Origin of the sequence: Cohnella rhizosphaerae (assembly GCF_029525575.1) — a bacterium.
Taxonomy (GTDB): domain Bacteria; phylum Bacillota; class Bacilli; order Paenibacillales; family Paenibacillaceae; genus Cohnella; species Cohnella rhizosphaerae.
On record NZ_JAPDIA010000008.1, the window covers coordinates 94656 to 116564 of the forward strand.

Below are 21909 nucleotides of genomic sequence, written 5' to 3' on the forward strand. Positions count from 1 at the left end.
GGCGCATAACAAATTACATGAATATGTCACCGATTTTTTGACCACAACGATGGATGATGTGATAACATAGATGTGATATGGGGATACTCCCTATTTTTTGCATCCATGATACGGATCTATCAACATAAAAGAGACGACTGCGCCGCTATCTGCGTGGAACGAGGTGCCGATTTGAAGATTTCGACGAAGGGTCGTTACGGACTGACGATTATGATGGAACTGGCCTCCAAGTTCGGCGAGGGCCCGATCTCCCTGAAAAGCATCGCCGAAAAAAACGGATTGTCCGAGCATTACCTGGAGCAGTTGATCGCTCCGCTTCGCAACGCGGGTCTGGTCAAGAGCATTCGCGGAGCCTACGGCGGCTATATTCTCTCGAAGGATCCGGAGGGCATCACGGCGGGGGGACATTATTCGCATTCTCGAAGGACCGATCAGCCCGGTCGACTTTACGGAAGAGGACGACGCCGCCAAGCGCGATCTGTGGCTGCGCATCCGCGACAGCATCGCGAGCGTGCTGGACTCCACGACGTTGTCGGATCTCATCAACTTCAAGGATGAGGGCAAGCCCGACAGCTATATGTTCTATATTTAGATGTAGCCGGTGATGGATATGGAACGCATTTATATGGATTACGCGGCGACCGCGCCGATGGTGCCCGAGGCGCTTGCGGCTTATGTAGCGGCGGCCGGCGATGCCCCGGGCAACCCTTCGAGCCTGCATGCGTACGGCCGCGGCGCCCGCAGCCGCGTGACCGAAGCGCGGGACGCGCTGTCGCGCGCGATCGGCTGCCGGCCGGACGAACTGACGTTCTCCGGCGGCGGAACCGAGAGCGACAATGCCGCTTTGTTCGGCGCGGCCCGGGCGCAGCGCGCCAAGGACCCGCGGCGGACCGGCATCGTGACGACGGCCGTCGAGCATCACGCGGTGCTTCACGCCGCGGAGCGGCTTGCTGCCGAAGGTTTCGCGCTTACGGTGCTGCCGGTCGATCGCTTCAGGACGCGTATCCGTACGGGACGCCGAAGCTGCGATCGACGATAGGACCGCGGTCGTCAGCGTCATGTACGGGAACAACGAGACCGGGACCCTCCAGCCGGTCGCCGAGATCGGGGAGTTGGCCCGCGTACATGGCGCCGTCATGCACGTCGACGCCGTTCAGGCGCTCGGCTACGCGCATCTCGACGTCGGCGCGTTGCCCGTCGACCTGCTCAGTCTGTCCGCCCACAAGATCGGCGGACCTCAAGGGGTCGGCGCGCTCTACGTGCGGGCGGGGACACCCTGGCAGCCGCTGCTGTACGGCGGTTCCCAAGAGCGTCGCAGACGCGCGGGCACGGAGAACGTGGCGGGGATCGCCGCATTCGGCGCGGCCGCATCGCTCGCGTCCCACGCGGTCGACGAGCGACGCGCGCATGCCGCAGCGATTCGCGACGCGCTGCTCTCGGGCTTGCGCGAGCGTCTCGGTTCCGACGGAGTGACCGTTAACGGCGACCCCGACCCGGCAGGACGGCTGCCTCATATTTTGAATATCGGCATCGCGGGCGTTTCTAATGAGACCTTGTTGATGAATTTGGATTTGCAGGGGATCGCCGCCTCCGGCGGATCGGCATGCACGTCCGGTTCGCTGCAGCCGTCGCACGTGCTTACGGCGATGGGGCTTTCGCCTCATTTTTGCAAAAATTCGGTAAGATTTAGCTTCGGAATGGGCAATACTATCTCTCAAGCGGAAAAAACGGCAGAAATCGTTGCAACCATTGTCGCCCGCTTGCGTAAGAGATAACAGGCAGTCGCCTATACACGCGAGGTTAATATGAATCGTAGCCTGCAGCAGATGATCGGATTGCCGGTGCTGCTCCCGAACGGCAAGCGCGTAGGCCGGGTGCTGGACATCGGCTTCGACGAGTTTTGGGAGGCCGAGTACGTCGTCCTGGACGGCGGCTTCGGGTTCCGGCGCAAGGTCCGCATCGCGAAGTGGACGGACATCCTGACGACCGGCGAAGACGCCCTCGTCGTCAAGGACAAGGAAGCGATTCGCAGCATGTCACGCAAGCGCCTGCAGCGGACGTTTCATACGGGATTGATCCGAATGAGGGAGCTTCCCGTCTATACGTTGGAGGGCCAGGAACTCGGCCGCATCTCCGATGTTTATTTTCGCAAGACCGCGGGTACACAAATAGCAGGCTATGAGTTGACGGACGGATTACTCGCGGACGTGTTCGAAGGACGACGGCGCATGTACCTGCCCGACGGCCCGAAGGACTTGACATTGGGCGAGGACGCGATCCTCGTGCCCGTATCCTATGAGCGAATTATGGATAGAGACCCTAACGCGGAAAGTGAATGGTGATAACCGATGATGAGATGCCCGAACTGCAATTCCAAAGATATCGGCAAGATCGGATCGCATCAGTTTTACTGCTGGAGCTGCTTTATTGAATTGACGGTGAACGGGGACAAGATGTCCGTTTACCAAGTCGAGGAAGACGGCACGCTGAGCTCGCTCGACGATCTGTTTTTCGGCGAACCGATTCCCCCCGCATATTCACGCAGGCGGCATGTGACGATTCTTTCCGGTCTATCGGATTATCATCGCCCCCCCTGACGGCCCCTCGCGCTCCGCATCGAGCGCAGGGGCTTTTTTTGTACGTCCGGAATGCCGGGTTCGTCCTTTGATACAGGTTTATGCGGGCGCACTTGTACATATACTGGAGGGTGGACCGGACAACATCGGTCGGGGGGTGAACAGGATGAACCGGCTGTCGCAAAGCCGTCTGCTGGCCGTGCTCGTCTATATCGTACTGGCGCTGCTCGCGCTGTACCTGGCGACGCTCGTCAGGCCCATGCTGCTGTCGGTATGGCGATTCGCGAAGGCCGTGTCTGCGCCTTTCCTGATCGCAATGATCATCGCGTACGTGCTTAATCCGATCGTCGCCATGCTGCATCACCGGAGAATGCCGCGAACCGCCGCGGTGCTGTTGATCTACGCCGTATTCGTCTGCAGCAGCGTCGTCGTGCTCGTGAACGTGGCCCCGATGTTCGCCGCGCAGGTACGCGAGCTGAACGAGCACATGCCGGAGCTGACGATGCGCGCGCAAAGCCTGGTGGACAGCTTCAACAAAAACGACTCGCTGCCTGATACGGTGCGAAGCGGCATCAACCGGGCCGTATTCGGGCTGGAAAAGCAAATCTCCGTGCGCATATCCAATTTTTTGAACAATATCGGCGCCGTCGTCAACGTCATATTCCTGTTGATGATCGTACCCTTCCTCGTATTCTATATCTTGAAGGATATGGACGTTTTCGAACGGGCCGTGCTGAAATATTTGCCGCGCGCCAGAAGACAGGGCACGATCCGGCTTTTCAAAGAAATTGACATGGCGCTCGGCAGCTATATTCGGGGACAATTCATCGTGTCGCTGTGCATCGGACTCGCCGCCTATATCGGGTATCTGATCATCGGCATGCCGTATCCGCTGCTCATGGCCGCCTTCGTCGCGCTGTTCGACATCATCCCGTATCTGGGACCGTTCCTGGGCGCGCTGCCGGCGCTCGTCATGGCGAGCACGATCTCTTGGAAAATGGCGCTCTTCGTCGTCATCGTCAATACGCTGTGCCAGACGCTAGAGAGCAACGTCATCAGCCCGCAGGTCGTGGGCCGGTCGATGAAAATGCATCCGCTCACGATCATCTTCGTCCTGCTGATCGGCGGCGAGCTGGCGGGCGTCGTCGGTCTGCTGCTGGCGGTGCCCTTCTATGCGGCGCTGCGCGTCGTCGTCCAGCATCTGTTCGCTTACTATATCCGGCGAAAAACCGTTTGACACCGCCGAAAGCGCAACTCTATAATGATAACGTCGCATGCAAAACGCGAGCGAAACATAGCTATCGAGCGTTGAAGAAGCAAGAGTACCCCGAGAGTCCGCAGTGCAGAGAGAAGACGCCTTGCCCGTATCGCCCCCCGAGCCTCGCGGCTTCGCGGACAAGCGGTATCCGGCCAGGCTGCGAGCGTCTTCGTGCGAAGGGCGGGGGAAGCCGGCTTCCGAGCTTCGGACCGAATCCGACGGGCAGGCCCGTTACAGCCTGAATAAGGCGATTCCGCGCCGATACCAGGCAGCTTGCCGGCGTCAGGCGGAATAACCAGGGTGGTACCGCGATCGATTCGTCCCTGAATTTCAGGGGCGTTTTTTATTTTTTTACAGGTAAAGAACTGGCCGAAGCGCCGCAACGACAAGGGAGGAACCTCATTATGCAACCGTTAAAAGCCGCCGAGATTCGCGACAGATGGCTACGTTTTTTTCGCTTCCAAAGGACACCGCGTCGAGCCGAGCGCATCGCTCGTTCCGCACAACGATCCGTCGCTGCTGTGGATCAATGCCGGCATGGCGCCGCTGAAGGCTTACTTCGACGGCCGCGAAAAGCCGGAAAACCCGCGCATCGCGAACTCGCAGAAGTGCATCCGCACGAACGACATCGAGAACGTCGGCAAGACGCGCCGCCACCACACGTTTTTCGAAATGCTCGGCAACTTCTCGATCGGCGATTATTTCAAGGAAGAGGCGATCACTTGGGCTTGGGAATTCCTGACCGGTCCTGAATGGATCGGCTTCGCGCCGGATCGCCTGTCCGTCACCGTTCATCCTGACGACGAGGAAGCGTTCAAGTTCTGGAACGAGAAAATCGGGATTCCGGCCGAACGGATCGTCAAGCTGACGGACAACTTCTGGGATATCGGCGAAGGCCCTTGCGGACCGTGCACCGAGATTTTCTACGACCGCGGCGAAGCCTACGGCGACCTGTCCGATCCGGAATGCTACCCCGGCGGCGAAAACGAGCGCTTTCTCGAGGTGTGGAATCTCGTCTTCTCGCAATTCAACCACAACAAGGACGGCAGCTATACGCCGCTGCCGAACAAGAACATCGATACGGGCGCCGGTCTCGAGCGCTTCGCTTCGATCGTTCAGGACGTCGACTCGAACTTCGATACCGACCTGTTCCAGCCGATCATCGCGCGGGCTGCCGACATCGCCGGCGTTTCATACAAGGCGAACGCCGATCATGACGTCGCCCTCAAAGTCATCGCGGACCACATCCGCACGGTCGCCTTCGCCGTAGGCGACGGCGTCATGCCGTCGAACGAAGGCCGCGGCTACATCATTCGCCGTCTGCTGCGCCGCGCGGTCCGCTACGGCAAGGTCATCGGCGTGGACCGTCCGTTCCTGTGGGAGCTCGTGCCGACGGTCGGCGACATCATGGGCGGCTACTACCCGGCCGTCGTGGAGAAGGCCGAGTTCATCGAGCGCGTCATCCGCACCGAAGAGGAGCGCTTCCACGAGACGCTGAGCGAGGGGCTGTCCCTGCTGGCGGACCTGTGCGCGAAGGCATCGGCGGCAGGCGAGAAGACGATCGCCGGCGCGGACGCGTTCAAGCTGTACGATACGTACGGCTTCCCGTTCGACCTGACCGAGGACTACGCCGCAGAGCAAGGCATGACGGTCGACCGCGAAGGCTTCGACGCTTCGATGGACGAGCAGCGCCAGCGGGCGCGCGCGGCCCGTCAGGAGACGGAGAGCATGAAGGTGCAGGGCGGGCCGCTGGCCGACTACACGGTCAAGAGCGAGTTCGACGGCTACGGCGCGTTGACGCTCGGCGCGACCGTCGCTGCGATCGTGTCCGGCGATCGGTTCGTCGATGCCGCCGGCGCAGACGAGACGGTGACGGTCATTCTTGACCGGACGCCGTTCTACGCCGAGAGCGGCGGCCAGGTGAGCGACACGGGCATGCTGGTCGGCGAGGGCGGCCTGGTGGCGGCCGTCGCCGGCATGAGCAAGGCGCCGCACGGTCAGCCGCTGCATCAAGTGACGGTCACTTCGGGCACCCTGAAGGTCGGCGACAAGGTGACGGCGAGCGTCGACGCGGTGGACCGCGCGGACATCGTCCGCAACCACACGGCCACGCACTTGCTCCACAAGGCGCTCAAGCAGGTGCTGGGCGAGCACGTCAACCAGGCGGGCTCGCTCGTCGAACCCGGACGGCTGCGCTTCGACTTCTCGCACTTCGGCGCGATCACCGAAGCCGAGCTGGCTGACGTCGAGCGCAGGGTGAACGAGCAAATCTGGCTCGGCACCGACGTCGACATCAGCCTGAAGCCGATCGACGAAGCCAAGTCGCTCGGCGCGATGGCGCTGTTCGGCGAGAAATACGGCGACATCGTGCGCGTCGTGCGCGTCGGCGACTACAGCCTCGAGCTGTGCGGCGGCTGCCACGTGTCGAACACGGCGCAGATCGGCCTGTTCCGCCTCGTGGCGGAGAGCGGCATCGGATCGGGCGTTCGCCGCATCGAAGCCGTGACCGGACGCCACGCCTATGCGTACATGGACGAGCAGATGGGCCTGCTGAAGGGCGCGGCCGCGCTGCTCAAGACGGGCGTCGCCGAGGTGCCGCGCCGCGTCGAGGCGCTGCAGGGCGAGCTGCGCCAGACGCAGCGCGAGGTGGAGTCGCTGCAAGGACGGCTCGGCCGGCTCGAAGCCGCCGAGCTGCTGGGCGGCGCCAAGGAAGTCGGCGGCCTGACGCTGCTGGCCGCAAAGGTGAACGTCGGCGGCATGGACGCGCTGCGCGGCGTCGCCGACGAGCTGAAGGCGAAGCTGCCGGAGGCCGTGCTCGTGCTCGGCGCGGTGCACGACGACAAGGTGAGCCTCGTCGTCTCCGTATCGCCGGCGCTCGTGAAGCGCGGCCTGCACGCGGGCAAGCTGATCAAGGAACTAGCCGCCATCTGCGGCGGCGGCGGCGGCGGCAAGCCGGAGCTCGCGCAAGCGGGCGGCAAGGACCCTGCGAAGCTCGGCGATGCGCTTCTCGCGGCCGAAGGCCTGGTTGCGGCAGCGGGCGCCGGCGCCTGATCGGCGGATCGGTGCGGCGTTGCCTGCGCGCGCACGGCGGGCGAGACGCCCGTCTCCCGCTACAGCCGGGAGCGCGCTTCCATTTCCCGTCCAGCTGAGAATATGATATGATGTTGGCATAAAGCGAGGTGCTGCGAAAATGAGCTCGTCCGACAAAAATCAAATGGATAAGACGGTCAAATTCGACGTCATGCCCGACCCGGAGGAGATCTCCGCGAAGGATATCCTGCTGACGGTGCACGACGCGCTGGTGGAGAAGGAATACCATCCCATCAATCAGATCGTAGGCTATCTGCTGTCCGGCGATCCGGCCTATATTCCGCGGCACAACAACGCTAGAAGTCTGATCCGGAAGAAAGAACGCGACGAACTCATCGAAGAGATGGTCCGCTTTTATCTTCAGCAGCACCGCTGATGCCGAGGATCATGGCGTTGGACTACGGAGACAGGCGCACCGGCGTGGCCGTCAGCGACGCGTTCGGCTGGACGGCCCAGGGCGTCGAGGTCATTCACCACAAGACCGAGGACGCGTGCCTGCGCAGGGTCGCGGAGCTGGCCGCGGAGCTTGCGGCCGACGAGATCGTCCTGGGACTGCCGAAGAACATGAACGGCTCCGTCGGTCCTAGGGGCGATCTGTGCATCGCCTTCGCGGGCAGGCTCGAGGAGACGCTGAAGCTTCCCGTCAAGCTGTGGGACGAGCGGCTGACGACCGTCGCCGCGGAGCGCGCGCTGCTCGAGGCGGACGTGAGCAGAGCGAAGCGCAAGCAGGTCATCGACAAGATGGCCGCGGCAATATTGCTTCAGAGCTATTTGGATTCCAGATCGAGAGGGGCTAACCTGCATGGCTGACGATACGATCCGCCCGGAAGAAGAAGCGGAGATTATTTATATCCCGGACGACGACGGCAACGACGAGGCGTTCGAGGTGATCATGCGCTTCGAGCTCGACGACGGCACCGACCGCAAGTATATGATGGTCGTGCCGGCCGACGCCGAGGACGAGGAGCAAGAAGTATACGCGTTCCGCTTCGACGAAGAGGACGACGAGATCAAGCTGTATCCGATCGAGAGCGAAGAAGAGTGGGAGATCGTCGAGGAGACGTTCAACACGCTGGCGGCCGAATTCGGCGGCAGTGAAGAGCGATGAACGAAGTCGGGAAGCCGGGCGACGCCGCTCGGGGGAGGCGCGCTGCAGCAGGCGTTCGGCGCCGAGATCGAGCTGACCGGCGAGAGCGGTTCGGCGCAGGTCTACCGGATTTTGGCCGAGCTTAGCGTGAACGGCAAGCCTTATGCGGTTCTTCAGAGCGACGCGATGCGCAAGGAAGGCGAGATCGAAGTATTCCGCGTCTTGACCGAGGACGCAAGCGAGCCGAAGCTGGAGTCGGTGGACGACGACGAGGAATGGGAAGACGTCGCCGAAGCATACGACGACTTGCAATTCGGATCGGAAGACCGGCCGTAAAGGCCGCTGGCGCGGCATTCGTGGAGAGCGGGCAACCGCTCTTCACGGCTATTCGGCCGCTTTTTATTCAAGCAGGAGGTACGAGAGCGTGAGCAAAGACGACGACAACAACGGGTGGAAATCCGTTTATTCGGGCAATCTTCCGGAAGACCGCGGAGCGCCCGAAGCGGAGCGCGCCCGGGAGCGCGGCGAAGAGGAGCTGCCGGCGATCGCGCCGTTGCCGCCGCGGGCGCGACCGGCGCCGGCGCCCGATCGGCAGTCGCCGTCCGATCGGCCGTCGGCGGCGCCCGCGCGAAGTGCCGCCGCTGCCGGCAAGCCCGATATTCCGCCCGATCCCGGCGAAGAAGAGACCGAAGACGACGAGCCGCCGAAGAAGGGGCACGCCGCGCTTTGGTCCTTCCTGATCGCGCTGGGACTCGTCGTCATCGCAGCAGCCTCGGTCCTATTTTACGTATGGAACGGTCTGCGGCCGCCCGCGTCCTCGGACCAGGCGATACGCGTCACCATCAGCAAGGGCATGGGCGCCAAAAAAGTCGGGGAATCGCTCGAGACGCACGGACTGATCCGCAACACGTTTTTATTCAGCATGTGGCTCAAGTATAAAAACGAAGGCTCGAGGTTCCAGGCCGGCGAGTACGACTTCAAGCCGGGCATGACGAACGGCGAGATCGTCGCCAAGCTGAACAACGGCGAGACCGTCGCCGCCGAGACGATTCGGTTCACGATTCCCGAAGGATTCACCGTCGTGCAGATCGCCGACCGGCTGGCGAAGGAAGGGATCGTCGACAAGGACAAGTTCATGAACGCGGTCCGCAACCCGACCCAGTTCGCGAATACGACCTGGACCAAGCAAATCCCGACAGGCAAAGACCTGCGCTTTCCGATCGAAGGCTACTTGTTCCCGGAGACGTACGAGATGAAAAAAGGGAGCACGGAGTCCGACATCATCGACCGGATGCTCGCGGAGCTGGACCGCAAGCTGGGGACGCTGCCGGAGGACTGGCAGAGCGTGCTGGAGGAGCGCGGCTGGACGCTCCACGAGCTGCTGACCGCCGCATCGCTCGTCGAGCGGGAGGTCGTCGTGGACGATGAGCGGCCGATCGTGGCCGGCATTATCCTGAACCGTCTGGACAAGAAAATGCCGCTGCAGATCGACGCGACGATCCAGTATTTGCTGGACAAGCAAAAAAGAGAAGCTGACGAACGACGACCTTAAGGTCGACAGTCCGTACAATACGTACCAGAACAAGGGGCTTCCGCCGGGGCCGATCTCGAGTACGAGCCTCAAGTCGATCGAAGCGGTGCTGTATCCGGCCGATACCGACTACTTGTATTACGTGACCAAAAAAGGACGGCTCCAATACGCATCTGTTCGCGGAGACGTACAAGCAGCATCAAAGGAACATTCGCGAAAGCGAAAAGAACGCGAAGTAAAACGGCGCTTTCGTGAGACGGCGACCGACATTACGGCCCGGCGGCGGCAATCGCGCGGCGCGCATTCCCTTGCGGATGCGAGTCGGCGAAGGCAGGCGCCGGGCCTCACGTTTGGATGAGGTGAGGGAAATGACAACGGAGCTGCTGATCTCGGCCGGCTCGCTCGACCAGATCAAAGTTTACGCCGAAGCCGGCGCTAGCGCCGTGCTCATCGGAGATGCCAGGTTCGGTGCGCGTCTGCCCGGCTCGATCGCGGCAGCCGATCTGAAGGAAGCCGTCGCCAGCGCGCACGGGCTCGGCGTCAAGGCATATATCTCGGCGGGCAAGCTGCTGCGCAACCATGAGCTGCACGGGCTGCCCGAATATCTTCGCGCGGCTGCGGAGGCAGGGGCGGACGGCGTGACGTTCGGCGATCCCGCCGTATGGATGGCGGCCCGCGACGCGGCGCCGGGCATCGCGCTGCACTGGAACGTCGAGATGACGGGCACGAATTCGGCCGCAGCTGCCTTCTGGGCCAAGCGCGGGGTTACCCGGGCCGTCCTGGCGCGTGAGCTGAACGGCGAGGAGATCGCCGATTTTAAGCGAAGCGGCACGATCGAAGTGCAGGTTCAGGTGCACGGTATGACGAATATTTACCACTCCCAGCGCAACCTGCTGCAGAGCTATATGGATTACCTGGGCCGGGAAGCGAGTCTCGTCGATCTCGGGCCGAGCGAGGGACGGTTTCTGATCGAGGCGGAGCGTCCCGACGAGCGCCTGCCCGTCTACGAGGACGCGGACGGCACGCACGTGATGAGCGCGGACGACATTTGCCTGCTCGAAGCGCTGCCTGAGCTGCTCGCAGCTGGCGTCGACAGCTTTTATATCGAGCCGCTGCTGAAGTCCGAGGCTTACAACATCGCCGTCCTGCGAAGCTACCGGCATGTCGTCGACGCATGGCATCGGGATCCCGAAGCCTATGAATTCGACGAAGAATGGCTGGAGCCGATCCGGGCGCTGCAAGATCCCGGCCGCGAGCTCAGCTTCGGATTTTTGTACAAGGAGCAAGTTTACTAATGGAGGTGTTGACGATGAACGGCACTGCCGTCCATGCCGAAGCCGCGGCCGGGAAGGGGCGCCGGTACCGGCTAGACCGGCCCGAGCTGCTCGCGCCCGCCGGCAATCTCGAGAAGCTGAAGTTCGCCGTCCACTACGGCGCGGACGCCGTCTATATCGGCGGACAGAGCTACGGGCTCCGCTCGAACGCGGACAACTTCAGCTTCGAGGAAATGAGAGAAGGCGTCGAATTCGCCGCCCGCTATGGCGCGAAGGTTTTCGTGGCGACCAATATTTACGCCCACCAGGAGGATCTCCCCGGCATCGCCGACTATTTGAAGCAGCTGGAAGCCGCCGGCATCGCGGCCATCATCACGGCCGATCCCGCCATCGTCGAGACGGCGATGGCGCACGCGCCGGGACTTGAAGTCCATCTGAGCACGCAGCAGTCGACGATGAACTGGCAGGCCGTGAAGTTCTGGAAGGAAGTCGGCCTGCCCCGCGTCGTGCTCGCGCGGGAGACGTCCATGGAGGAGATCCGCGAGATCAAGTCCAAGGTGGACCTGGAGCTCGAGGTGTTTATCCATGGGGCGATGTGCTCTTCGGTATCCGGTCGCTGCGTGCTCTCCAACCACTTCACCGACCGCGATTCGAATCGCGGCGGCTGCTGCCAGTCTTGCCGCTGGAAGTACGACTTGCACCAGGACCATGGGCCCGTCGGCGACCCCGGCGACCATATGTTCACGATGGGGAGCAAGGATCTGTGCATGATCCGTCACATCCCGGACCTGATCGAAGCGGGCGTGGACAGCTTCAAAATCGAAGGCCGGATGAAGAGCATCCACTACGTCGCTTCCGTCGTCGGCGCCTATCGTCAAGCCATCGATGCCTACATGGCGGATCCGGAGGGCTACGCGCTTCGTCCCGCGTGGGAGGAGGAGATCGGCAAGGCGGCGAATCGGCCGCTCAATACCGGCTTTTTCTACAGCACGCCCGGCGCTTCCGAGCATATTTACGAGCCCGAGGAAAAGCCCGCGCCTTACGACTTCGCCGCCATCGTGCGGGAGTACGATCCCAAGACGGGCATCGCCGTCGTCGAACAGCGCAGCCCGTTCCGTCCGAACACGGAGGTCGAGTTCGTCGGCCCGGGCGGACGCAGCTTCAAGCAGGTCGCGGGACCGCTCGCCGATATGGACGGGAAGGCAGTCGACGTCGCCCGGCATCCGCTTCAGCTGCTCCGAATACGGACTTCCGAACCTGTCGCGCCGCTCGATATGATGCGAAAAAAGATCGGATCCGCCTAATTTCGGCAAAAAAATAAATAATTCGCACCAGAAAGCGTTTCAACAGGAGAATAAAACAGCTTGTCGAATTAACACAGATAGTGCAGATGGCCGATATATATTCGGAGATGATTCTGCGCTGTCGGATGTTCGGCAAGCTTTTTGGTTTGTCCGCATCCGCAAAGGTACGTTTTAACGTGTTCCCGTTCGGGATTCGCCGCAATTAACGGCGCGGTCTCGGCGGCCAGGAGTCATTTAACTAAGTCTCGGAGGGTGTGTCAGATGAAGCAAAGTTGGCGCGATCGTGTCAAGTCGGTGGAGTGGAAGCAAGGAGCCGGCACGCTGGGGGGGGTACGCGAAAAAATTCGGGCAACAAATGAAAGAAACGAAGCTGGAAAGCCCGATCCGTTCTGTCGGCGTGAAGCTGTTCATTCTTGTATTCTGCGGGATCCTGCTTTGCGTCGTGTCACTGGGACTATTCTCCTATTCCAAGTCTCGTTCCGTCATCGAAAAGAAAGTATCCGAATCGAGCATGGAGACGGCGAAGCAGGTATCCGGACGGATGGATCTGCTGCTCTCCGGCTACGAGCGCAAGTCGATGGAGTTTTTGTCGGACTCGGAGTTTATCTCCCAGGTCGGATCGGCCATCTCGTCGACGGACGACTTCGAGCGGTTCGACAACCAGCGCACGATTACGACGAAGCTGTCCAACGTCATGATCTCGGACAATTCGATCGCCGGCATATTCTTGCTGCCGACAGATACGTCCATGGCCGTGATCGGCTCTTCCAATTCGGGCGGCATTCCCGATATGAAGGCGAATCCGCCCGCTTTTCTCGACACGATGAAGCAAGCGGCAGGCAAAGTCGTCTGGATCCCGACGATGCAGAAGGGCATTACCGGCAAGCAGACGGCGCCGACGATCGCGCTCGGACGGGCGCTGATGAACGTCAATTCGGGCAATCCGTACTTGATGGTCATCGAGCTTAACGTCAAGGCGCTGCAGGACATGCTGGCGAACGTCAGCTTCGGCGACGGCAGCGCAACGTATATCGTCGCCCCGGACGGCACGATCGTCTACGCGGCCGACACCGCCTTGATGGGCCAGAAGTACACGGAAAAGCTGCCGGACGCATCCGGCGAAGTCAAGATTAAGTCAGGCGGGCGGGAGATGCTCTCCGTCGGTTCCAAATCGACCGGCACGAGCGGCTGGACCATCGTCGGCAACATCCCGACTTCTTCGCTCGTCAAGGACGCGAAAGCGATCCGCAACCTGACCTTCCTCATGTGCGGATTGTCCGTGCTCATCGCGGCGCTCATCGGCCTTTTCATCATGTGGACGGTCGGCAGGCCGCTCGGCCAACTGCGCACCTTGATGAACGAAGGCGAGCGAGGCAACTTGACGGTGCGCAGCTCCATTCGGCAGAAAGACGAGATCGGACAAGTGTCCGACAGCTTCAACCGGATGATGGAGCGCATCACGGAGCTCGTGCGCCAGACCAACCAATCCGCGCGCGAGGTGCTGGAGACCGCCAGCTCCCTGACGCTCGCGTCGACGAAGACGGCGAGCGCGGCCAAGGAGATCGCGGTGGCGACCGAGGAGATCGCGAGCGGCGCGACGAACCTGGCCGTCGAATCCGAACGCGGCAGCGAGATGACGGGGCAGATCGGCGACAAGGTCGTCTCCGTCATCGATTCCAACGTCGAGATGGGCAAGTCTGCTTACGAAGTCGAGGAAGCCGGACGCAAGGGTACGCAGTATATGGCCGGCCTGATGGAGAAGACCGGGCATACCGAAGAGATGACGCGTTCTATGGTCGACAAGGTCGACAAGCTCAAGGAAAGCACCGGCTCGATCAGCAAAATTCTCGAATTGCTCGGCAACATGACGAAGCAGACGAACATTTTGTCGCTGAACGCTACGATCGAAGCCGCTCGCGCAGGCGCCGCAGGCAGAGGATTCATGGTCGTCGCGGACGAGATCCGCAAGCTCGCGGACCAGTCGCGCCAATCGATCGGCGTCGTCGGCGAGATCGTCGACCGGATCGGCCAGGAGATCGACGAGACGGTGTCCGTGCTTTCCGACGCTTATCCGCTTTTCAAGGAACAGATCGAAGCCGTTCGGGATGCCAACAAAATTTTCGAAAACGTGCAATCCCACATGAGCGACTTCAACGGTCGTCTCAATGCCGCTACCGCGTCGGTATCGCAGCTTGAGAAGGCGCAGGAGACGCTGACGATGACGATGACGAACGTCAGCGCCGTCGCGCAGCAAGCTTCGGCCACGAGCGAGCAGGTCGCATCGCTCAGCAACGAGCAGTTGGGCATCAGCGACGGTCTCGTACAGCTGTCCAATAAGCTAGAGACGGTATCGCAGCAGCTTCGTCAGTCGTTGTCTCAATTTACCGTCGCTTAATCGAATCGTATCGGTTCATCGCAAATCGGATGCCGCTCCCGCGCATGGGGGCGGCTTTTTTCTTTGCTCCGGCGTAGTGCCTTCGGCGTAAAAGGCAGGTTAACGAAAGGGGGGCATGGCAACAATGGAAATGAACTGCGTTATACGACGTGGACGGGGACGGGATGGCTGTTGAACGATAAAGTGACAGCTCGACTATTTAAATCGATGATCGCGCTTGCCGCCGTCTTCGGCGCTATGGAAGCGAGACTGGCATGGGTGCAGCTGGGAGGGGGCGGAAAGAGCGAGAACGCGATCGCGGGTCTTTCCGAGCAAGCTTATCTCCAGCATTCGGATCCGCTTGCGCTCGACAACGGTCGCGGCCGGTTTCTCGATCGCGACGGACGGCCTTTGACCGGCAGGACGATCCGCGCGCTGGCGGCTTTCCCCACGGGAGGGATGCCGCGCGGCACGGCGGACAGGCTCCAGGCGCTGGCGAAAACGCTGGGGACGAGCGTTAACCAGGTGGATGCCTGGCTCGGTGCGATTCGAGAGCCGCGCGTATGGAAAGAGGAGCATACGGGGGGCTGTCGCGGCGCTGACAGAGGCGCAGGAGAGGCGAATCCGCGCGCTCGAACTGACAGGCATTGCCGTAGTGCCCTATTTCGACCGTAACGGCTCGTCGCAGGAACCTTTTTTGCCGCTGCACGCGATCGGCTATACGGCGCAGGATCCCGCGCGGTTGACGAAGCTGTACGGCAAGGCGCTGGCCGCCGGAAAAGCGAAGTCTACCGATCCGATCGGTGAGGCGGGTCTGGAGCTGTCGCTCGATAGGCTGATCCGGGGAATCGGCAGCACGTATGCGGTCGCGACGACCGACGGCGCGCGTAGACCGCTCGCCGGCATCGGCATGCGCATCTCTGGACCGGCGAATCCGCATTATCCGCTTCTCGTCAAGACGACGATCGACGCGGACGTGCAACGGGCGGCAGAGGCGGCGATGAGAAAGCACGGCATCAAGGAAGGGGCTGTCGTCGTGCTGGACGTCGACAGCGCGGACATTCTAGGCATGGTTTCGCTTCCCGCGTTCAGTCCGACGCATATCGGGATCGCCGGCACGGACGAACGCAACCATGCGCTCATCGCCGTTCCGCCAGGCTCGGTGTTCAAGACGGTCACGCTTGCAGCGGCGCTCGAGGCGGGCGTGACGACGTTGGACGAGACGTTCCGCTGCGCAGGGACGTACGGCAGATACGGCTTGAATTGCTGGCTGCACGGCGGTCACGGCGTGCTCACCGTCAAGGAGGCGTTCGCACAATCTTGCAACGTCGTATTCGCGGCGCTCGCGGAGCGGCTCGATCCGGCGATGCTGGCAGAGACGGCTGACAAGTTGGGGCTAGGTCGGCAGATTGGCTGGCAGACGGGCGCGTTCGCCGACGGCAAGCCGCTGCGCTTGCTGGAAGAGGAACAGCCGGGCGGGATATTCGCGTCGCCGGAAGCCGGTAAGGACGGCGGCGTGCGGACAGGGACGGGCATCGGGCAGCGCGACGTCAGGGTGACGCCGCTGCAGGCGGCCAATATGATCGTGACCTTGCTCCACGGAGGAAGCGTGCAGGCGCCGCGCATCGCTACGGAGATCCGCTACGCCGACGGCGGTCTGCTCGCGCGCATGCCGACGCGGCGCGCGCCGTCCGAATTCGGCAGCATCAAGCCGGCTACCGCTGCAGCCTTGCGCGAAGCGATGCGCGCGGTCGTCACGGAAGGCACGGCCGAGCAAGCGCTCGCATCGAACGAATGGCCGCTCGCGGGCAAGTCCGGAACGGCGGAGCTTGCCGGCAAGCGGCCTGCGATGAACGATCAATGGTTTGTCGGATACGGGCCGGTCCAAGGCCGTCCCCGGTACGCGGTTGCCGTGCTGCTCGAAAATCGCACGGCCGGCGCCCGCAATGCGGCGCCGGCCGTGTTCGGCGACGTTATGGACGCGCTTCGTCACTCGGAGGAGACGGACTCGGTCCCCCCCGGCACGGTCGTAGCGTCCGCGACGGGATTAAAGGGCGAGACGATGAACTCTTCCTTGGGCCAGCGTATCCAGCTGTGGAAGTAGCCTTGATCGTAAAGCGCCTTGAGCAGAATCATCAGGATCGGCGCCACGATCAATCCCGCGAAGCCGAAGAAGGACAACGATATCATCATGAAGGCGAGCATCGTAAAGGCGGAAACGCCGACTGTCTGGCCCGTGATGCGCGGCTCCAGAAATTGCCGGGTCAGCGTCACGACGAGCAGCAGCGCGGTAAGCCAGATGGCAAGGCCCGTCTGCCCGACGATAAACAAATATAAGATCCAGGGGATGAACAACGTGCTGACACCGAGCAGCGGCAGGACGTCGAAGAAGGCTGCCAGCAGCGCGATCGTAAACGCGTTGTTCACCTGAAGCGCGAGCAGGGCGATCAGGATGACCAGGAAGGTGATGCTGATCAGCTTCAGCTGAGACTTCAGATAAGCCCCGATGCCTTTGAACACGTTCTCGCGCAAAAAGGAGAACGCGCTTTTCAGCGTTTTGGGCGAGCGCTGGCCCGCCAGCCTTTTCCACATATCGATCTCGACGCTTAAGAAGTAAGCAAGGATCAGCGCGATCGAAAAATTCAACACGAACGAGGAAAACGAACTGACGAAGCCGACCGTGCCGTTGAACAAGTTGGTTGCCAGCTTGGTGCCGAACTTGACGATATTTTCGGCGGCTCCCTGCAGCTTGTCCGCTAGGCCGTCGGGGAGGCTGTCGGAACGCTGCTGCACTTCGGCCGTGATCGAACGGATCTGGGCTTCGACTTGAACCTGGTATTTGGGCAGCTTCTCGACGAGCTCGGACGTTTGGTGATAGAACATGAATCCGATGCCTGCCAGCGCGGCGAGCAGGACCGCCGTAAACAACAGTACGCTGATGCCGGAAGCGATCGCCTTGCGGATGCCCAGCTTGTGCAGTCTGCGGGCTAGCGGCTCGATGCAAAGAAAAATGATAAAGGAAAGGAATACCGGGGTAGCAATCTTATACAAATAACTAAAAGCGAACATGATAAGCCAGACGGTCAATACGACCAATGCGATGTCGAACGCGGTTCTCCAATATTTTTGATACAGCGAGAGCATTATGTACTTCTCCTTTATAGGTTAGATGAGGCTATGGATTCTATATTAACCGATAATACGCCGACAAGGCTACGGCGTCTCAAAATCTGCGGCAGCATTATCGGGTGTCGGCGTCTTCAAAAAAATAAGGCGCATCGTCAATTTTCGCGCGACCTATGTTAAAATAAGAGAAGTTGAACGGCGGCAACATTTATAACATAAAGCAAGTTGGTGGTAAAGGGATGGACGTCATTCTATGGTGGGGCTTTTATTTTTTGACCTTTTACGCATTTTTGCCGGGATTCATCAGCCGGATGTTCGGGTTTCGCGTCTTCTCCAAAGGCATCGCCGACCGCGAGATCGCGCTGACGTTCGATGACGGGCCTCATCCGGTATACACCCCGCGGCTGCTCGACTTGTTAAAGGCGCATGGCGCGCATGCGACTTTTTTTGTCGTCGGCGCGCATGCGGAGAAGCATCCGGATATCGTGCGCCGCATGTACGAGGAGGGGCACGATATCGGCATCCATAACTACGTGCACCGCAGCAACTGGATCATGGGTCCGGTCAGCGTCAGACGGCACGTCGTGCGGACCGGCGATATCGTGGAGCGGATTACGGGCATGAGGCCAAGATACTATCGGCCGCCCTGGGGCATCGTGAACGTCTTCGACTTCATCGGCCGTGGCAAGCCGCAGATCGTGTTGTGGACCGCGTTGTTCGGGGATTGGAAGCTCAAGGTGGGCGCGGAGCGCCTTTACGGCAAGATCAGGCGCAAGCTTCAGCCCGGCGCGGTGCTGCTGCTTCACGACTGCGGCGACACGTTCGGCGCCGATCCCGACGCGCCCGCCAATACGATCGACGCCGTCGGCCGCATCCTAGAGGACGGCAAGCGCGAAGGACTTCGCTTCGTCGGCATCGGCGAGATGATGCGGCAGACCAAGCTGAACAAGGACGAGGCGAGCGCGCGGCGCGAAGGGCTTCGCGCGGATCCGGCCGATGGAAGCGTTCCGCAGGGACGGACGCAATCGGCCGCCGTACCGATGCCCGGGCCGTTCAAACGTGCGGTCGTGGCGGCTTGGATGCTGTGGGAAGACGTGTTCGGCTGGCTGTTCCGGCTGCGTCCGGTCGGGGACGGGAAGTCGTTCCATTACCGGATCGTCCGGTACGGCGGACCGACGCTCACGCTTGACGACGGCGAGCGGATCGCCAAGGGCGATCGCGTGCTGGAGCTGCATTTCGTCAACAAGATGATGTTGGATATCGGCATGAGCTCCCGTTCGGAGATGCAGATCGCCATCCGCGTCATCCAGCTCGTCAAAAAAAGCGCTTCCGCTGTTGGCCAAGGAAGTCGGTTCGCTTCCCGGCGGCGGCGATATCAAGGCGCTTTACGGCATCTCGATGATCAACCGCGGCTCCGAAGGCCTCGGCTTCGAGACGTTTGCGCTTCAGAAAGGCGTTTTTGCCTGGTTCACGAACCGGTATCTGCGCCTGTTGACGGCCATTATTCATCCGCAGGGCCGGACGCGGGTGAAGGCGCACGGCGAGCGCATGGAGCCGCGTATGCTCCTTATGCCGAGAACCAAGCTTATGGAATGGGAGAAGGGGACGTATTCGCCCGCCAAGGCGCGGGCCTCGAAGGCCGAGATCGAGCAAGGGATGGCGGCCGTGGGAGCCGCGGGCTACAGCGATTCCGAAGCAAGGCTTGGCAGCGAAGGGCGAACCGGCGACCGGGCTTGATCCGGGATCGTCGATCGGATATCGCGTCGATATGGACGTCAAACGACCGCAGGGGAGGCGCATCGCCTTCTTCCTGCGGTTTTTTTTGATGGTCGCGCGCGGGCGCCATAAGGTTTACCCGTACGTATTCGAAACGTCGCCGATTTAAGCGGCTTTGAAGTCTTTAAGGGACGACGAAGCCGCTTTTCGTTGCGTTCATAACCGCCTGCCTTTAACGAGAAACGCATCGCCTGCCCGGTTCGGACGCGTAGGAATGGATACCTTTTTGCCATTCTGAATCATAATGCCGCGTTGAGACAGCTTGAGCCGGGGGTTGCGTCCGTTCACGCGGCAGCAAGAAAAGACGACGGGCGTCAGTCGCGCGAGAGTGCTGATCGATCCTCCGACCTGCGGGGCTTCGACGATCCATTCCGCCGATGTCTGCGGTCCTTTATAGGCTTGGACGGTACGGAACCGCCAGCCCCGCGTCAAGTTGCGCAGCGAGATCGACCACTTGCCGTGATTTAACTTCGCAATGACGGCGCGCATCCGGTCTCCCGGATGAACAGCGTACGGAATGACCGTCTCCGCGGCGGGCAAAATCTCCCACCAGGCGTAATAGTTCGCGACGCCGTTCGCAAAATCGTGCGCCGTGCCGGTCTGGATCAGGCTGGTGTTGTTGTAGCCGTCGATGCCGACCCAAGCCGATGAGTAAACCGGCTGCGCGGAGGGGATTACAGAAGGGACCGTCCAATTCGCGGATACTCGGTTGTATGCGCCTTTGCGGCCGGACTGCGCATAACCGCTCCAGTTGCTGGACGTCCAGCCGACAGCCGAACCTTGCGCCTTGTCGGAACGGACGAACTTGCAGGGACGCTGCAATCGGATATTTCGACTGATCTTGGGCATATGCCGCCACCACCTTCACTGTGATGCTATAGAAGATGCGGCGGAAGTCGGGAACGTATGGGTGATGCTCAAATTCAGGCGATGACGGAGGGAACGTTAAGGAGAGAGGAACATGCAATGGGTCAGGCAGACCAATATTAAGAGCGACAAAACATTCATGATCCTGCCGGGTCACAGGCTATGATGAATATCTCATCGTAGCCTTTTTTAGTGATTTCTAAGATACTGAAGTTGACCAGGTCAAGTTCGTGGTTTTTTGCGGTGGATCTTACCCCGAACACAAAACTGAATGGACAACCTTCGAAGCACAGGCTATTGGACTGCGAGTCCGGATAAAAAATTTTCACGTTTCAGGTTGTCTTCCTGGTTTTCATGATGGAAAGGAGCGCATGGGTATGCTTGAAGCCATTCTAGAGCGTTGTGCTGGACTGGACGTGCACCAGGAATCCGTCGTCGCTTGTGTGCTGTCCGGTCCGCTTGACCAAAAGCCCAAGTGCGAAATTCGCACGTTTGGCACGATGACCGACGAACTGCTGGCCCTTGGCGAGTGGCTGTCGGAACAAGGTTGTAGTCAGGTCGCCATGGAAAGTACCGGCGTGTACTGGAAGCCCGTTTGGAACGTGCTGGAATCCTTCGATTTCGATCTGCTGCTTGCCAATGCACATCATATCAAGAATCTACCCGGCCGTAAGACCGACATCAAGGATGCTGAATGGATTGCCAAGCTGCTTCGCTGCGGTTTGATCGAGAACAGCTTCGTCCCCCCGGTCGATATTCGCGAATTGCGTGATCTGACACGATACCGCAAGAAGTTGGTCCAGGAAGCGACAGCGGAGAAAAACCGCATTCACAAGCTGCTGCAGGATGCCAATGTGAAGCTGACCTCGCACATGTCCGACATCTTCGGCGTTTCCGGCCGCCTGTTGCTCCAGAAGATTGTGGATCACGAGGTCATCACGATGGATTTTCTGGAGACGCACATGAAGGGTGCGCTAAGGCATAAATCTCCCAAGCTGCTTCAATCGCTTAACAGCCGCCTTCGCGCTCACCATCGCAGCATGATCCGTATGTCCTGGGAGCATTTGCAATACATCGAGTCCTCCATCGCTCAGATGGAAACGCATATTCGCAACTACACCAAAGACAAAGAGGAGAGCTTCAACCTGCTGCTGACCGTACCGGGAATCAACGAAAACGCGGCGGCCGTGATCTTGGCCGAAATCGGAACGGACATGAGTCAATTCAAAAGCGACCACAGTCTGGCAGCTTGGGCAGGTATGAGCCCGGGCAATCACGAGAGTGCGGGTAAAAAAAACGGCAGCGGGCAAGGTCCGGAAACAGTCAACTAAAAGCGATCCTTTGCGAATGTGCTTGGGCGGCCTCGATGACACGAAATACAAGGCTTTCTGCCCGTTATTGGTCGTGGGTAAAACGACTGGGCAAGAAGAAAGCGTTGGTTGCGCTGGGCCATACTTTGCTTCGAATCGTCTATCACCTCCTGCTTCATCGCCGTCCGTATCAAGAGTTGGGACCCGATTACCTGGATCGGCATCGCGCTGAACGTCAGCTTCGCAAGCAGTCTCAAATGATTAAACAGCTTGAAGAAAGCGGCTTTTCCGTCACCAAATTGGCTTAATGAATGCTGACTCTACAACCCCCTAAGA

Annotated in this window: 19 protein-coding genes and 4 pseudogenes; 21 read left to right on the plus strand and 2 right to left on the minus strand. The window is 60.5% G+C overall.

The window, feature by feature from the left end; translation table 11 throughout:
- The first annotated feature begins 171 nt into the window (after positions 1-171).
- The 17 genes and pseudogenes from cymR (at position 172) to OMP40_RS23765 (ending at position 16598) form a co-directional block, all read left to right on the plus strand.
- A pseudogene (cymR, locus tag OMP40_RS23690) lies at positions 172-592 on the plus strand (cysteine metabolism transcriptional regulator CymR).
- Between the two features lie 18 nt (positions 593-610).
- A pseudogene (locus OMP40_RS23695) lies at positions 611-1775 on the plus strand (cysteine desulfurase family protein).
- Positions 1776-1805: 30 nt separating this feature from the next.
- The gene (locus OMP40_RS23700; protein ID WP_277535124.1) at positions 1806-2342 is read left to right on the plus strand and encodes a PRC-barrel domain-containing protein; all 537 of its coding nucleotides are present in this window, start codon (positions 1806-1808) and stop codon (positions 2340-2342) included.
- A 6-nt stretch (positions 2343-2348) separates the two neighbouring features.
- Positions 2349-2597: a hypothetical protein gene (locus tag OMP40_RS23705; protein WP_277535126.1), complete on the plus strand. Its 249-nt coding sequence runs from the start codon at positions 2349-2351 to the stop codon at positions 2595-2597.
- A gap of 145 nt (positions 2598-2742) precedes the next feature.
- Entirely contained in the window at positions 2743-3813 is a 1071-nt protein-coding gene (locus tag OMP40_RS23710) for an AI-2E family transporter (RefSeq protein WP_277535127.1), read from the plus strand.
- A gap of 425 nt (positions 3814-4238) precedes the next feature.
- Positions 4239-6885 (plus strand): annotated as a pseudogene (gene alaS, locus OMP40_RS23715) (alanine--tRNA ligase).
- A 139-nt stretch (positions 6886-7024) separates the two neighbouring features.
- Entirely contained in the window at positions 7025-7300 is a 276-nt protein-coding gene (locus OMP40_RS23720) for an IreB family regulatory phosphoprotein (RefSeq protein ID WP_177244236.1), read from the plus strand.
- Positions 7300-7734, plus strand: a complete 435-nt coding sequence (gene ruvX / locus OMP40_RS23725) for a Holliday junction resolvase RuvX (protein ID WP_277535130.1) — start codon at positions 7300-7302, stop codon at positions 7732-7734. The genes OMP40_RS23720 and ruvX overlap by 1 nt, the downstream gene beginning before the upstream one ends.
- Complete coding sequence (locus OMP40_RS23730) at positions 7727-8032, plus strand: DUF1292 domain-containing protein (RefSeq protein WP_277535132.1); 306 nt, start codon at positions 7727-7729, stop codon at positions 8030-8032. Before ruvX ends, OMP40_RS23730 begins: the two co-directional genes overlap by 8 nt.
- 72 nt (positions 8033-8104) lie before the next feature.
- Complete coding sequence (locus tag OMP40_RS23735) at positions 8105-8347, plus strand: DUF1292 domain-containing protein (RefSeq protein ID WP_277537993.1); 243 nt, start codon at positions 8105-8107, stop codon at positions 8345-8347.
- Between the two features lie 88 nt (positions 8348-8435).
- Positions 8436-9563 carry an endolytic transglycosylase MltG gene (gene mltG / locus OMP40_RS23740; protein WP_338131227.1) on the plus strand — a complete coding sequence of 376 codons (1128 nt, stop codon included), beginning with the start codon at positions 8436-8438 and terminating at the stop codon, positions 9561-9563.
- Entirely contained in the window at positions 9544-9900 is a 357-nt protein-coding gene (locus OMP40_RS40340; protein ID WP_338131320.1) for an endolytic transglycosylase MltG, read from the plus strand. The genes mltG and OMP40_RS40340 overlap by 20 nt, the downstream gene beginning before the upstream one ends.
- 10 nt (positions 9901-9910) lie before the next feature.
- Positions 9911-10837 (plus strand): peptidase U32 family protein, encoded by a 927-nt coding sequence (locus tag OMP40_RS23745; RefSeq protein WP_277535133.1) that lies wholly within the window; start codon positions 9911-9913, stop codon positions 10835-10837.
- Positions 10837-12120, plus strand: a complete 1284-nt coding sequence (locus tag OMP40_RS23750) for a peptidase U32 family protein (protein ID WP_277535134.1) — start codon at positions 10837-10839, stop codon at positions 12118-12120. Before OMP40_RS23745 ends, OMP40_RS23750 begins: the two co-directional genes overlap by 1 nt.
- A 355-nt stretch (positions 12121-12475) precedes the next feature.
- The gene (locus OMP40_RS23755; protein WP_277535135.1) at positions 12476-14515 is read left to right on the plus strand and encodes a methyl-accepting chemotaxis protein; all 2040 of its coding nucleotides are present in this window, start codon (positions 12476-12478) and stop codon (positions 14513-14515) included.
- 63 nt (positions 14516-14578) lie between these two features.
- The gene (locus OMP40_RS23760) at positions 14579-15169 is read left to right on the plus strand and encodes a hypothetical protein (protein ID WP_277535136.1); all 591 of its coding nucleotides are present in this window, start codon (positions 14579-14581) and stop codon (positions 15167-15169) included.
- 22 nt (positions 15170-15191) lie between these two features.
- Positions 15192-16598 carry a peptidoglycan D,D-transpeptidase FtsI family protein gene (locus OMP40_RS23765; protein ID WP_277535137.1) on the plus strand — a complete coding sequence of 469 codons (1407 nt, stop codon included), beginning with the start codon at positions 15192-15194 and terminating at the stop codon, positions 16596-16598.
- Here OMP40_RS23765 and ytvI read toward each other — a convergent pair.
- Positions 16484-17638 carry a sporulation integral membrane protein YtvI gene (ytvI, locus tag OMP40_RS23770; protein ID WP_277535138.1) on the minus strand — a complete coding sequence of 385 codons (1155 nt, stop codon included), beginning with the start codon at positions 17636-17638 and terminating at the stop codon, positions 16484-16486. The two genes, OMP40_RS23765 and ytvI, sit on opposite strands and share 115 nt — an antisense overlap.
- Before the next feature lie 293 nt (positions 17639-17931).
- Here ytvI and OMP40_RS42195 point away from each other — a divergent pair.
- Together OMP40_RS42195 and OMP40_RS42200 are read left to right on the plus strand one after the other, a co-directional pair.
- Positions 17932-18921, plus strand: a pseudogene (locus OMP40_RS42195) (polysaccharide deacetylase family protein); the annotation flags it as partial.
- 34 nt (positions 18922-18955) lie between these two features.
- A complete protein-coding gene (locus OMP40_RS42200) occupies positions 18956-19357 on the plus strand; it encodes a YkoP family protein (RefSeq protein ID WP_420872075.1) in 402 nt (133 codons plus the stop codon).
- Between the two features lie 195 nt (positions 19358-19552).
- Here OMP40_RS42200 and OMP40_RS23780 read toward each other — a convergent pair whose 3' ends face one another.
- The gene (locus OMP40_RS23780) at positions 19553-20245 is read right to left on the minus strand and encodes a G1 family glutamic endopeptidase (RefSeq protein ID WP_277535142.1); all 693 of its coding nucleotides are present in this window, start codon (positions 20243-20245) and stop codon (positions 19553-19555) included.
- Positions 20246-20640: 395 nt separating this feature from the next.
- Here OMP40_RS23780 and OMP40_RS23785 point away from each other — a divergent pair, with 395 nt between their 5' ends.
- On the plus strand, positions 20641-21594 hold the full coding sequence (locus tag OMP40_RS23785) for an IS110 family RNA-guided transposase (protein WP_277528394.1): 954 nt from the start codon (positions 20641-20643) through the stop codon (positions 21592-21594).
- Positions 21595-21629: 35 nt separating this feature from the next.
- Positions 21630-21881, plus strand: coding sequence for a hypothetical protein (locus tag OMP40_RS23790; protein WP_277528396.1), 252 nt, complete (start codon positions 21630-21632; stop codon positions 21879-21881).
- The last annotated feature ends 28 nt before the right edge of the window (positions 21882-21909 follow it).

Bases quoted from the DNA above. Each gene is read 5' to 3' on its own strand.
- OMP40_RS23700 (WP_277535124.1), top strand. From the start codon at position 1,806: ATGAATCGTAGCCTGCAGCAGATGATCGGATTGCCGGTGCTGCTCCCG.
- OMP40_RS23705 (WP_277535126.1), top strand. From the start codon at position 2,349: ATGATGAGATGCCCGAACTGCAATTCCAAAGATATCGGCAAGATCGGA.
- OMP40_RS23710 (WP_277535127.1), top strand. From the start codon at position 2,743: ATGAACCGGCTGTCGCAAAGCCGTCTGCTGGCCGTGCTCGTCTATATC.
- OMP40_RS23720 (WP_177244236.1), top strand. From the start codon at position 7,025: ATGAGCTCGTCCGACAAAAATCAAATGGATAAGACGGTCAAATTCGAC.
- ruvX (WP_277535130.1), top strand. From the start codon at position 7,300: ATGCCGAGGATCATGGCGTTGGACTACGGAGACAGGCGCACCGGCGTG.
- OMP40_RS23730 (WP_277535132.1), top strand. From the start codon at position 7,727: ATGGCTGACGATACGATCCGCCCGGAAGAAGAAGCGGAGATTATTTAT.
- OMP40_RS23745 (WP_277535133.1), top strand. From the start codon at position 9,911: ATGACAACGGAGCTGCTGATCTCGGCCGGCTCGCTCGACCAGATCAAA.
- OMP40_RS23750 (WP_277535134.1), top strand. From the start codon at position 10,837: ATGGAGGTGTTGACGATGAACGGCACTGCCGTCCATGCCGAAGCCGCG.
- OMP40_RS23755 (WP_277535135.1), top strand. From the start codon at position 12,476: ATGAAAGAAACGAAGCTGGAAAGCCCGATCCGTTCTGTCGGCGTGAAG.
- ytvI (WP_277535138.1), bottom strand. From the start codon at position 17,638: ATGCTCTCGCTGTATCAAAAATATTGGAGAACCGCGTTCGACATCGCA.
- OMP40_RS23780 (WP_277535142.1), bottom strand. From the start codon at position 20,245: ATGCCCAAGATCAGTCGAAATATCCGATTGCAGCGTCCCTGCAAGTTC.
- OMP40_RS23785 (WP_277528394.1), top strand. From the start codon at position 20,641: ATGCTTGAAGCCATTCTAGAGCGTTGTGCTGGACTGGACGTGCACCAG.
- OMP40_RS23790 (WP_277528396.1), top strand. From the start codon at position 21,630: ATGACACGAAATACAAGGCTTTCTGCCCGTTATTGGTCGTGGGTAAAA.